At 36.8% G+C, this 12,530-nt stretch carries 12 protein-coding genes and 1 pseudogene; 12 read left to right on the top strand and 1 reads right to left on the bottom strand.

Going from position 1 to position 12,530, the window contains the following annotated elements; all coding sequences use genetic code 11:
* Positions 1-8 precede the first annotated feature (8 nt).
* The 7 genes from DWX65_RS06050 (at position 9) to DWX65_RS06020 (ending at position 5,773) form a co-directional block, all read left to right on the top strand.
* Positions 9-977, top strand: coding sequence for a caspase family protein (locus DWX65_RS06050; protein ID WP_118173063.1), 969 nt, complete (start codon positions 9-11; stop codon positions 975-977).
* A gap of 15 nt (positions 978-992) precedes the next feature.
* A complete protein-coding gene (locus DWX65_RS06045) occupies positions 993-1,376 on the top strand; it encodes a TIR domain-containing protein (protein WP_109216372.1) in 384 nt (127 codons plus the stop codon).
* 80 nt (positions 1,377-1,456) lie between these two features.
* Positions 1,457-2,062, top strand: coding sequence for a hypothetical protein (locus DWX65_RS06040; protein ID WP_118173062.1), 606 nt, complete (start codon positions 1,457-1,459; stop codon positions 2,060-2,062).
* Positions 2,063-2,368: 306 nt separating this feature from the next.
* Positions 2,369-3,145, top strand: a complete 777-nt coding sequence (locus DWX65_RS06035; protein ID WP_117946275.1) for a Cof-type HAD-IIB family hydrolase — start codon at positions 2,369-2,371, stop codon at positions 3,143-3,145.
* 21 nt (positions 3,146-3,166) lie between these two features.
* Positions 3,167-4,213 carry an HAD-IA family hydrolase gene (locus DWX65_RS06030; protein ID WP_118173061.1) on the top strand — a complete coding sequence of 349 codons (1,047 nt, stop codon included), beginning with the start codon at positions 3,167-3,169 and terminating at the stop codon, positions 4,211-4,213.
* Positions 4,214-4,223: 10 nt separating this feature from the next.
* Positions 4,224-5,288: a S66 family peptidase gene (locus tag DWX65_RS06025; RefSeq protein WP_118173060.1), complete on the top strand. Its 1,065-nt coding sequence runs from the start codon at positions 4,224-4,226 to the stop codon at positions 5,286-5,288.
* 2 nt (positions 5,289-5,290) lie between these two features.
* Positions 5,291-5,773, top strand: a complete 483-nt coding sequence (locus DWX65_RS06020; protein ID WP_118173059.1) for a GNAT family N-acetyltransferase — start codon at positions 5,291-5,293, stop codon at positions 5,771-5,773.
* A gap of 538 nt (positions 5,774-6,311) precedes the next feature.
* Here the strand turns inward: DWX65_RS06020 and DWX65_RS06010 are convergent.
* Positions 6,312-6,851: a helix-turn-helix domain-containing protein gene (locus DWX65_RS06010; protein ID WP_118173057.1), complete on the bottom strand. Its 540-nt coding sequence runs from the start codon at positions 6,849-6,851 to the stop codon at positions 6,312-6,314.
* 165 nt (positions 6,852-7,016) lie between these two features.
* Between DWX65_RS06010 and DWX65_RS06005 the strand changes: the two genes are divergently transcribed.
* The 5 genes and pseudogenes from DWX65_RS06005 (at position 7,017) to DWX65_RS05985 (ending at position 12,229) form a co-directional block, all read left to right on the top strand.
* Complete coding sequence (locus DWX65_RS06005) at positions 7,017-7,208, top strand: ICEBs1 excisionase (protein ID WP_118173056.1); 192 nt, start codon at positions 7,017-7,019, stop codon at positions 7,206-7,208.
* 18 nt (positions 7,209-7,226) lie between these two features.
* Positions 7,227-8,288: pseudogene (locus tag DWX65_RS06000) on the top strand (tyrosine-type recombinase/integrase).
* Entirely contained in the window at positions 8,285-8,728 is a 444-nt protein-coding gene (locus tag DWX65_RS05995; protein ID WP_242997824.1) for a plasmid mobilization protein, read from the top strand. Before DWX65_RS06000 ends, DWX65_RS05995 begins: the two are co-directional and overlap by 4 nt.
* A gap of 41 nt (positions 8,729-8,769) precedes the next feature.
* A complete protein-coding gene (locus tag DWX65_RS05990; protein ID WP_118173055.1) occupies positions 8,770-9,738 on the top strand; it encodes an AAA family ATPase in 969 nt (322 codons plus the stop codon).
* 871 nt (positions 9,739-10,609) lie between these two features.
* Positions 10,610-12,229: a plasmid recombination protein gene (locus DWX65_RS05985; RefSeq protein ID WP_118173054.1), complete on the top strand. Its 1,620-nt coding sequence runs from the start codon at positions 10,610-10,612 to the stop codon at positions 12,227-12,229.
* Positions 12,230-12,530 lie beyond the last annotated feature (301 nt).

The following is a 12,530-nucleotide window of genomic DNA, read 5'->3' as shown; positions in this document are numbered from 1 at the left end:
AAGAATAAATGAGAAAAGCATTATGTGTAGGAATTGATAGCTATCAAAATATAGATGATTTGCATGGATGTGTGAATGATGCTAATGCGGTCAAAGCAGCTCTAGAGCGTAATGGTGATGGAACATTAAACTTTGATGTAAAGATTATGTGTTCAACAAGTGAAAATTCATATATTAATAGGGGAGAATTACGTGATGCGGTGGAGGAATTATTTAAGAGCGATTCGGAAATAGCAGTTTTTTATTTTTCAGGACATGGATCTATTGATAGTCTTGGAGGGTATTTATGTACCAGTGAGGTCAATAGACCAGATGATGGACTTTCGTTAAATGACATTATGGGGTTTGTTGCAACTTCGCGGGCTCACAATAAGGTAGTAATTCTTGATAGTTGCTTTAGTGGAGATATTGCTAATAAGACCGAAATGCCAAATTTTTCAGTCATACATAATGGAACGACATTATTGGCTGCCTGTGGAACGACAGAGTATTCTACGGAGAAAGATGGTCATGGAGTATATACATCATTATTAGTTGAGGCGTTATATGGAGGTGCAATGAATTTGTTGGGAGAAGTCTCTCCGGGAAGTATTTATTCGTATATAGATAGATCCTTGGGAGGATGGGAACCACGACCAGTATTTAAAGCAAATATCAATGGTTTTGTATCATTAAGAAAGAATACACCTCCGATTTCAATATTTGAATTGCAGAAGATAACAGAAATATTTAAATCAAAATATGATGAGTATCATCTTGATCCTACATATGAACCGGATAAACATGAGGCAGATATAAAAGAGGTAAATAAGGATCATGAGGCGATTTTTTCAACATTGCAGAAGTATGTAAAATTAAATTTAGTTGTACCTGTTGGAGAGGAACATATGTATTATGCTGCAATACATCATAAGGCATGTAAGCTGACTACACAGGGACAGCATTATTGGAACCTTGTAAAGAAAAACACTATATAAATAAAGGAGATTATTATGAGAATTAATGTATTTATACCACACAGATGGAATTATAATGATTATGAGGAGATAAGTGCTTTATTAGATAGAACCAAATATAATGTGAGAGATTATTCGGTACCAAGTACATCACCATTTGATAGCATTGATAGTAGGTACAATGTTGATCCACAAATAAAAAGGCAGATACGATATGCTAGTGTAATTGTATGCTCTAATCGACCTGCAAATAGTAATGGTATGTCAATTGAGGAAATTAAATTTGCTATTGAGATAGGAAAACCAGTTGTTGCGGTAAAGATAACAAATAGCACAGCCTCGGATTTGATAAGTTTGAATGTTCCTGTTATTTCAAATAGGAAAGACTCATTAGAAAATTGGATAAGTCAAAATGTATAATATTCTGTTAAGTATGATCAGCATTGCAGATAATATTAAAAACAATAATATAAAGCTTTCGTATATTAAGAGGAGATAATATGGGAAATAGTTATCTAGATGTATTAGAACGAATAGCAAATGCACTGGAGCAACAGAATGGGATACCAATATGGGAAATATTAATTAATATAATTCCTTGGATAGGGGTTATTATACCAATAGTTGTATTGTTTATAGAGCGTGGGGAAACTAAACGACCATATGTTGAAGTGTCATTTGAACTTGTGCGGAGCACAATGGCATGCTTAGTAATAAGAAATGTAGGTAGGGTTCCAGCAGAGTTAAAGTCTATGACTTTTAATGATTGTTTTATACAACAGTTAACCCCTGAGAAGGCAGAAATATTAAAGAATAAAAATAAAATGAATGTCACAATATTTCCGAATAGATATTGGGTACTCTCTTTAGATAAAAATGTATTTGATGTTATTAAGTTTGAAAATACAAAATTAGAGGTAACATATACTTATTCAAAAATTGGAAAAAGGAAAGAGTATAGTGATTATACAGAAATAGATTTTAAAGAATATAAATCTTTTTTAGTATATTTATCAGAAATAGATGAATTTAAAAATATGGCAGAAAAAAAGCTTAATGATATTACAACCTTATGTGATAATATAAATAAGCAAATGAAGGCATAAAGCATATAAATCTATTTATTTTTGAATTAATATGTGATACCTATATGATACCTAAATTTTTGAAAATATAAAATAATTGTGATAAAAGGTGTAATAATCGCCATTAAAAGTTCCAGAAATCAAGCCTTCACAGGGATGATAAGTTTCTCTGCGGGGAGTTTGAATAACGGACTAAAATGCCGAAAGCCTGTATTTATACGGGTTTCCGGCATTTGTTTTATCGAATGGCTCTAGTTTGGCTCTATTTGTGGGGAGAGTAATTGATGCAAATATAATTATTCAGAAGAATGAAAAGGAAAAAATGGTATGAAGAAATGCAAACTTCTTTTATTTGATTTAGACGGAACTTTATTACAGAGTGACAAAACAATATCAACCAGAACATTATCAGCTTTAAAAAAATGCAGGGGAAATGATATATTGATAGGTGTTTCCACCTCCAGAAGTGAGCAAAACTCTTTGGTATTTTTAAATGAATTGATGCCCGATATTTTAATATCGAGTGGAGGTGCATTAGTAAAATACAAAACAGAATATATTTATAGGGCAGAATTTTCCGAAGAAGAAACGAATGTGATGATTGACATGGCAAGAAATATTTGTGGAAATGATTGCGAAATTACGATAGACACAATAGATGCACATTATTGGAATTATAAAATAGATCCTAAGAAGTTAGATAAGAGTTGGGGAGATAGTATTTATACAGATTTTTCAGATTTTAACGAATGTTCATTAAAAATGTGTGTTGAGATATTTAATCAAGATAAGGCAGATAAGCTGACTCGAAGTCTCTCTGATTGTGATTGTATTCGTTTCTCTGATGGATTTTGGTACAAGTTTACAAAAAAGAATGTGACGAAAGAAAACGCAATTATGAAGATTACGGAAGTATGTGGATTTAGTACAGATTCAATTATTGCATTTGGAGATGATTATGCAGATATCGGAATGCTTGAATTATGTGGAACAGGTGTTGCAATGGGGAATGCGATTGATGAGGTAAAAGAGAGAGCTGATATTGTAATTGGTTCAAATGATGAAGATGGTATTGCGGGTTTTATTGAAAATGAAATATTATAGATATGTACATGGAGAGGAAATATGGTGGAAGTAAAATTTTATGATACGGTTAATGATGAACTATTGAAATTTGCAGTGATTATCTCACAGAGTAACGGCAAGTGGGTATTTTGCAAGCATAAAGAAAGAGATACATATGAAGTGCCGGGAGGGCATAGAGAAGATGGTGAGGATATTCTTGAAACAGCCAAACGAGAACTATATGAAGAAACAGGAGCAATAACTTTTGATATTACTCCAATTTGTATATATTCTGTGACTGCACCAGATAATTTCGATGGAATGGAGACTTTTGGAAAATTATTCTTCTCAGATATATATACATTTGAAAAAGAGCTTCACAGTGAAATTGAAAAAATAGCAATTATGGATGAATTACCGATTAATTGGACATATCCAGAAATTCAACCCAAACTGTTAGAAGAAGCAAGGAAAAGAGGATTTTTGCCTAAGAAAGACGAAATAAAATGGTTATTTTTTGATGTTGGTTCGACATTGGTTGATGAAAGCAAAGTTTATGAAGACAGGATGAAAAGGATAGCGGAAATATCAGGTTTAACTTACGAGCAAATTTATAAATATGCCATGTCGTTTTATAAAGGAAACAAAAAAGGAGATTTAGAGGTAGCAAGGCAATTGGGTGTGAAATTACCTAAATGGGAATCGCAATACGAGAGACTGTATACATATACCAAAGATTGTTTGAAAAAGTTAAGTAAAATTTATAAAATTGGTGTAATTGCAAACCAATCATTAGGAACTTCTGAGAGATTAGAAAATCTTGGAGTACGAAAATATCTGGATTTGATCATCGCATCAGCAGAAGAAGGCGTTTCAAAACCAGATAGGCGTATATTTGAAATTGCATTGGAAAGAAGCAGTTGTAAGCCAGAGAATGCAGTCATGATTGGTGACCGTATTGATAATGATATTGTACCAGCAAAACAGTTGGGGATGAAAACTATATGGGTAAAACAGGGATTTGGAAGTTTGTGGAATATAACAGATGAGAGTGAAAAAGCTGATATTGAAGTTAATAATCTATCTGATATTTTGAATTTTTTATAGGAGACCAGTTATGAAATATGCAAAGAAATTAAGAAAAGGTGATAAAGTTGCAATAGTGAGTTTATCGAGTGGAATGCTAGGTGAAGCATTTTGTAGTCATAATATTGAAATCGGTGTTAAGAGATTAAGGGAATATGGTTTAGAACCATCGTTTATGCCAAATTCGCTAAAAGGAATTGAATATTTGAAGGCTAATCCCAAAGCAAGGGCAAAAGATTTAAAAGATGCTTTTATGGATGATTCAATTGCTGGCATTATATGTGCAATAGGCGGCGATGATACTTACAGACTTTTGCCATATTTGCTAGAGGATGAGGAATTTATTGATGCAGTTCACAAGAGTCCAAAATTGTTCACGGGTTTTTCAGATACTACGATTAATCATTTGATGTTTTATAAGCTGGGACTATCTACATATTATGGACCTAATTTTATATGCGACTTAGCAGAAATCTCTGATGAAATGCTGCCATATAGTAAGAAGGCATTTGAAAGCTATATAGAAGGAAATGAATATCGTGAGATTACATCAAGTGAAATATGGTATCAGGAAAGAACTGATTTTTCAAAAGAGGCAGTTGGGACAGAGAGAATCTCACATAAAGAAGAGCATGGATTTGAGCTTTTACAAGGAAAAGACTACTTTGAGGGTAGATTGTTAGGTGGGTGTTTAGAGAGTTTATATGATATTTTGACAACAACGAGATATGAAAACGAAAAAGCAGTATGTGAAAAATATGGACTGTTTCCTGATATAGCGGAATGGAAAGAGAAGATTCTTTTTATTGAAACCTGTGAAGAAAAACCAGTGCCAGAGCAGTTTGAAAAAGAAGTTGCTATGATTAAAAAGAAGGGGGTATTTGATGTTGTCAGCGGAGTTCTGGTTGGAAAGCCACAGGATGAGGAATATTACGAAGAATATAAGGATATTCTTGTGAAGGTAGTAAATGATCCGGATTTACCGATTGTTTACAATGTGAATTTTGGACATGCAACTCCAAGATGCGTTTTGCAGTATGGTGCTATGGCTAGAGTGGATATGAAACAGAAGAAAATAAAATGTGAGGTAACGTAGGTATGTTAAGATTAAGACCGTACAAAAAAGATGATGCAGAAACGATTTTGTCATGGATAAAGGACGAGAAAGCTTTTTATAAATGGACAGCAGGAATTTTGGGGGAATATCCAATTTCTGTGGAACAGTTCAATGCGGTAAGTAATCTTATGGCATTTACTGCTATTGATGATAATGAGATAATAGGATTTTTTACTATGAGACGACCGAATGAATTCTTTGAGGAGTTGCGGTTTGGCTTTGTAATCGTTGATTCGAGAAAACGTGGGCGGGGATATGGAAAAAATATGCTGAAATTAGGCTTAAAATATGCTAAAGAAATATTCGGCGTTAATAAAGTTTCATTAGGCGTTTTTGAGAATAATGAATCAGCTTATTACTGCTATAAGGCGATAGGTTTTGAGGATGTATCTCAAGATGAAATAGAAAAGTATACTGTAATGGGAGAAGAATGGAATTGCCTTGAACTGGAAATAAACCTATAAAGTAAGTAAGATTTAATTTGTAATTGTTCTTGCAGTGCACATGATATAGATATATATGTTAGGATACTATCTAAGGAAAGTACCCATGACAGGGCGTTAAGCGTCCGGGGGACGCTTGTTTAGCGCCGACCGGAGCGGAGCGTAGAGGTAGCCTCCCGAGTTTTATGATACCGGGCAACCGGAATACATAGGAAGGGGTGCTAGGTGCCACTGGCACCTGTTTGGCACCGACCGAAACGGAGTGTAGACGTGGCGCCGATGACAGCTTATGATAGCATTTCGATTTTCATTGGGATATTAGCATTGCTGATGTCATTTGGTAGCTTGATTGTAGCGTTGCTTGCCTTTCTCGATAAAGAGAAAAGCTCTTCGAGGAATAGCAGGCAAAAATAAAAATGCCTATCCTGTCTGATCCACAGGATAGGCGGTGTCCTTAAGGACATTCATTAACCTAAACTCGGAGCATCCACCTTTGGAGTGGGTGCTTTCTGTTTAATTAGATATGATCATCTTATGTCTGATAATTCAAGAGGTTTCACTAATTTGGATAATTTTTTACAGTAAGGCGGTCAATGCCTTTTTTGACAACCATATTGTCATCAAGCAGATGCTGCTTGATTTCTTCGATATTTTCATTGATATGCTGCAAACTGTCAGCATACTCTTCTTCTGAATAATCATCTTTAGCTTTTAGCATATTTTCACGAATTTCCAGAGCTTTCATATAGGTACAGAGTTTTTTATTGATGAGGTTGTTCTTAAAGGACAGTTTAACAGTAGCAGGTTTGAAATTGCCCTCATCGTCCTTATCTGCCTCAAATTTCATATCAATCTGATCATCCAGTTTAAACAGTAATGATAAGACATCAGAAACTGTTTCTATATCAAAATCCATGAAAATGTTAATGCTGATGCCTAGTGCATTGGCAATCTTTAAAAGCTGGTCAGGCTTTGGATTACGGATTCCATATTCATATTTCTTTATTGTTGCGGAGTTTATGCCGGATAACTGACCAAGCGTTTCCTGCGATATTCCACGCATATTGCGAAAGTATTTAATCTTTTCTCCAGTAGTCATAAAAATGCTCCTTTATGATTTGTTACCCCTATTCTATCACAATGGGACACATTTGTGTATAAAAATTTGATTAAATTGCTTGACAGACACAAATGTGTACTATATAATACGAGCAAATAAGGTCACAAAAGTGTACTAAAATGAAAACAGGAAGGAGAACACAATATGGAGAATACGATGAAGATGTATGTAACAGCAGATGAAGCTGCACAGATTCTTGGAGTATCAAGAGGATATGCTTATAAAATCATTCGTGGTCTTAATAATGAATTGAAAGAAAAAGGCTATCGAGTGATTTCAGGCAAGGTACCTACAAAGTATTTTAAAGAAAAGTTTTATGGTATGGCAGTTGGTTAATGGAGAGGAGATGATGATATGCCAGCTACAAGAGATGGTAAAACATGGCGCAGCCAGTTCTATTATGAGGACTGGCAGGGTGTACGCCATAAAAAGAACAAAAGAGGCTTTAAGACAAAAGCAGAAGCAGAGGAGTGGGAGCGGAACTTCCGTCAACAGCAGAGAAAAGATTTGGATATTAACTTTGAGAATTTTGTTGAAATCTATTTCTCTGATGTGGAGAACCGGCTTAGAGAAAGCACAATCAAGAATAAAAGATATGTGTTTGATTTAAAGGTTACACCTTATTTCAAAAAGAAAAAGATGTGTGAGATTAAGACTTCAGATATCCGGGCTTGGTAGAATGAATTGATTAAGCAGGGGTACGCACCGACTTATCTTAAAAGTATTAATAACCAGTTGGCAGCACTTTTCAATTATGCGGTCAGATATTATGACCTGAAAGATAATCCCTGCAGGAAAGCAGGAAGTATCGGGAAAAGCAAGGCTGATGATATGGAGTTCTGGACAAAACAGGAGTTTAAGCAGTTTCTTCCGTCTATGGACAAGAAACCGGAGGCGAGAATGGCATTTATGCTTCTGTATTGGACAGGGATGCGTATAGGAGAATTGCTGGCACTTACCTATGAAGATATTGATTTGGAAAAACGAATTATAAGCATTTCAAAATCATATCAGAGATTAGATGGAAAGGATGTGATTACACCGCCTAAAACACCAAAGAGCAATCGTAAGATTACGATTCCACCATTTCTGGTAGAGGAACTAAAGGAATATTGCAGTCATTTATATGGAATTATGCCAAATGAAAGAATGTTCCGGTTTACAAAATCTTATATGGAGCATGAGATTGTACGAGGCATAAAGGAAACAGGAGTTAAGAGAATCCGTATTCATGATTTGCGTCACAGCCACGCATCACTTCTGGTGGAACTTGGATTTCAGCCCTTGGCAATAGCGGAGCGGCTGGGGCATGAAAAGATAGAAACAACATTAAATACTTATTCACATTTATATCCGAATAAACAGGCAGAACTGGCAAATAGGCTAGAACTGGAGAATGAGGAGGACAATTTATGAGCGGAGTACACAAACATCCGACAATCAGCTTTCGTGTATCGGACAGAGAGCGGGAAATGATTGAAGCCAAGATACTTGCAAGCGGTATGCAGAAAAAAGATTATTTTGTCCGTTCCTGCATTTATAACAGAATATGTGTTGTAGGAAAGAAAGAGGTCATTTACCAGCTTGTAGAGGAATTGCAGAATATGCAGACAAATCTTTTCGAACTGGTAAAACAACTGGGACAGCAGGAGGTAACACTTACTGCTGAGGGGTTGGAAGATATGCGAAATGACTGTATGGATATGTTACAGGCGATTATTGCAATGCTGGATGGTGCAAAGTATCTCTGGCAAGGAACAAAGGAAGATAAGGAAAAAACCCCGATAGTAGCAAATGTCAAGATTAATGATAATAGGAAAACCTTTAGTATCGATGTAAATGCAACTAAAGAATAGCAGAGATTTTTCTGTGACATAAATGAAGGAGGCATAGATGTATGGATAAAACGAATCAGCAGGATAATTATAACATCATTCGGATGGAGGATGTTGAAGAGAGAGAAGTGGAGTGGTTGTGGTATCCGTATATTCCATATGGGAAAATAACAATCATTCAAGGAGATCCAGGAGAAGGGAAAACGACGATGGTGTTGCAGTTGGCAGCTATTTTATCAAATGGCGGAAAACTACCAGGGAATGATAAAGAGCAACCGGCAGTATCAGTGATCTACCAAACAGCGGAGGATGGCTTGGCAGATACCGTCAAACCAAGATTACTTGCTGCAGGAGCAGACTGTAGCAGAATTCTTGTGATTGATGAAAGTAAGCAGGGACTATCCATGAAAGATGAAAGGATTGAACGGGCATTGAAGGATACAAAGGCAAAACTTTTAATCTTAGATCCAATTCGGGCATATCTGGGAGCGGATGTAGATATGCACCGGGCAAATGAAATCCGCCCTGTCATGAAACTGCTGGGTGATATTGCAGAAAAGTATGGCTGTGCGATTCTTCTTATTGGTCATATGAATAAATCCAGTGGTTCAAAATCTACATATCGCGGGCTGGGTTCTATAGATTTTCAGGCAACTGCTAGAAGTGTCCTGGTGGTTGGACGTGTTAAAGAAGATCCCACACTTCGTGTAATGGCTCATGACAAAAGCAGTCTTGCTCCGGAAGGAAGCTCTATTGCGTTTCGCTTAGATAAAGATACAGGCTTTTATTGGGAGGGAAAGGTCAATATTACCGTAGATGAGTTATTGTCCGGTGGAGAGATCAAAGGTCAGAAGATTAGAGAGGCGAAAGAATTTCTGACGGAAATGCTGAAAGAGGGTAAGGCTGCTCAAAATGATATCGAAGAAGCTGCTCAAATGCAGGGGATAAAAACTAAGACTTTGAGAAATGCCAAGAAAGCATTGGATATATCTTCGCAAAAGATAGGGAATAGCTGGTATTGGTATCTATAGGGAAGATGGCAAGATGTCTTAATGGTAGGAACAGGTCATCTTGCCATGTTGAAAAGACGTTGAGATGATAGCAATTTCTATATCATTTCCGCAAATTGCTATAGAAAACTATATCATTTTCAGAAATTGATAGCAAAAACTATATATTTTAGAAAATGAGAAAAAGACAATGCTATCACTTTACTATAGCAAAACGGAAAATTGCTATCACTTTACTATATCAATTCGGAAAAAAGCTATCATTTTACACTATCATTAGTGCATGAGTGCACGGTTTTTGCACATAACGAAGCTGCAACGCAGCTTCTAATATGAGCCGGTCAAGGCTCATTATATCATATGGACAAAAGTGAGGTGGTCGGATTGAGCGGACTGTCAGAGTATCAAAGCCGGCAATTGGAAAAGATACTGGGATTGCTGCACGGCGTGGACCTGTCAAGGGACGAAATCAAGGTATTGATATGGCTTGCCGGCTGGGAGGAAAGCACGGTCGCTCTCTCTCTTATCGGTAATGGATAAAGTGGCGAAAGACCGTGAATATCAGGGGGTAGAGAGGGATGAGAGATTTTTAAAGAGGTAGTACGATTTACAAGCAGACGGCGGGAAAATGCCTGTGCGAAGCATTGGCGTTTTTCCTGACCGTATGCGGCAGTGGAAGTCTCCGCTCCGACCGGAGCGGAGCAGACATCCATCGGATGTCTGGCTCCCGGCAGGGCACAAAGCCTGAAAAGGATGGCTTGCCAGACTTTCAGGTTGCATTTTTGGTGGCTTCGCTGCCAAAAGTGCCTTTGCGTTACTTTCGACGAAAGTAACAAAGCCTGTGCCGTATCCGGCACTAATATAACAGATAAAAGGAAGGAGAGAATTGCCTATGGAAAGAACGATTAGTGGGATGGTAGGAAAAGGTTCCGTTAATCACAACACCCGAGCTTTTACAGCTAAAAATGTGGATAGTGATAGAAGTGGTGCTAATGTTCATTTTTGTAATGAAGATATAAAACAGGTTTATCATAAATTGTTTGATGAAGCACTTGAACGATATAATGCAAAGCAGAAACGTAAGGATCGAGTGATTGATGATTATTATGAAAAAATCAGACAAGGCAAGCAGGAAAAACTTTTTCATGAAGTGATTTTTCAGATTGGAAATAAAGACGATATGAATGCCAAAAGTGAAGAAGGACTTCTTGCTAAAAAGATATTAACAGAGTTTATGGACGAGTTTCAAGCACGAAATCCTAACTTGTATGTGTTTTCTGCCCACTTGCATATGGATGAGGAAACACCACATTTACACATTGATTTTGTGCCATACATTACAGGCAGCAAGCGGGGATTGGATACAAGAGTATCGTTAAAATCAGCATTGGCTGCAGAGGGTTTTACAGGTGGTACAAGAGGTGCTACAGAGTGGAATCAATGGATTGCAGTGGAGAAGCAGGCAATGGCTATGGTAATGGGGCGATATGGTGTTAAATGGCTTCAAAAGGGAACACATGAGAAGCATTTGTCGGTACTGGACTTTGAAAAACAGGAGAGAGCTAAAGAAGTAGCGGAATTAGACAGTCAAAAGCAGGAAAAGAACTCAGAGGTTGATAAATTGAATCAGGCAGTATTCTCTATGAAGCAGGAACTAATGACCACTACAATGAAGCAAGTAAGAGCTGAGGAGGCTGTTGAAAAAGCAATAGAGGAAGGTATTGCTGTTCAGAGGGATAATGAAACATTAAGTGCAAGCAATCAGCAATTGCGAGTGGAAAATACAAGCCTTGAAATGAAAAAGGTGGAACTACGGACGGATAATCGCCACTTGGAACAGCAACAATGGCAATTGCGGACAGATAATAGCGAGTTGGAGATGAAACAGAGTGTTTTACAGTCCGAGAACCAGCGATTGGAACAAGAACAGAATAAATTACAAGAGGATAATGAAAAACTGGAGCAAAAGCAAACTGCGCTACAATCGGATAATCAGGCATTAAAACAAATGCAGGATAGGCTACAGAAAGATAATGCCCAGCTTGAAATACAACAGGAGAAATTGAAAAGTAGCATTAACCAGATGGTGCAGTCAGAAAAGTTGTTGCAGCATGACGTCCGAAAGTATGATGAAGAACCTGAATGGCAACTTTCAGAGCCGGGAGCATTTGCAAGTGCAAAGTCATTTCGGGATAAAGTAGCGTTGCCTCTTGTAAACAAATTGAAGGAACTGGTAAAAAGCCTGACAATCCAATGTGTTAGATTAAAAGAGGAAGTGCTTCAACTGCGAGATAAAGTTAAGCATCTCACAAGTGATGTGGAATTTTATAAAGGCAAGATTAGAGATATGTCTGTTAAAACAGAATTATTGCAGGAAAAAGCCGATGATCTGGAACGTGTGAAACGATATGCCGGTGCGGAGCAAATCAACACTATTATCAGTAAGGTAAAGGAGCAGGAACGCATGGAGCAACAGGCAAGACAGTATAACAGAGCTTATGGGGCAAGATAAACGAAAGGATGGATTGATATGATGGATGAGAATAGATTGGACAACATTGTAGAATGTGTCTATAACATGGCAACGAAATATAAACAGTTGGAGCAAATGAAAAAGTTTTGAGAATAAGAAAGAAATACGTTGTATAAAAGGCAGAGTGAATCAAATTGTCCAAGGGATATGATAAAGAGATTGTTATGGTAATAAAGAGTATGGCGGTGTGGTCATGCTCTTTTGTTATCAATATATAAAAATATGGAAATAGTTGTCGATATATGTTAAAATTATATATTAGATTACAAAGATGGAAATT

This window comes from Roseburia sp. AF20-18LB (assembly GCF_003461185.1).
Lineage (GTDB): Bacteria > Bacillota > Clostridia > Lachnospirales > Lachnospiraceae > Roseburia_C > Roseburia_C amylophila.
The sequence above is the reverse complement of the archived record's forward strand: the minus strand, read 5'-3'. Positions and strand labels throughout refer to the sequence as shown.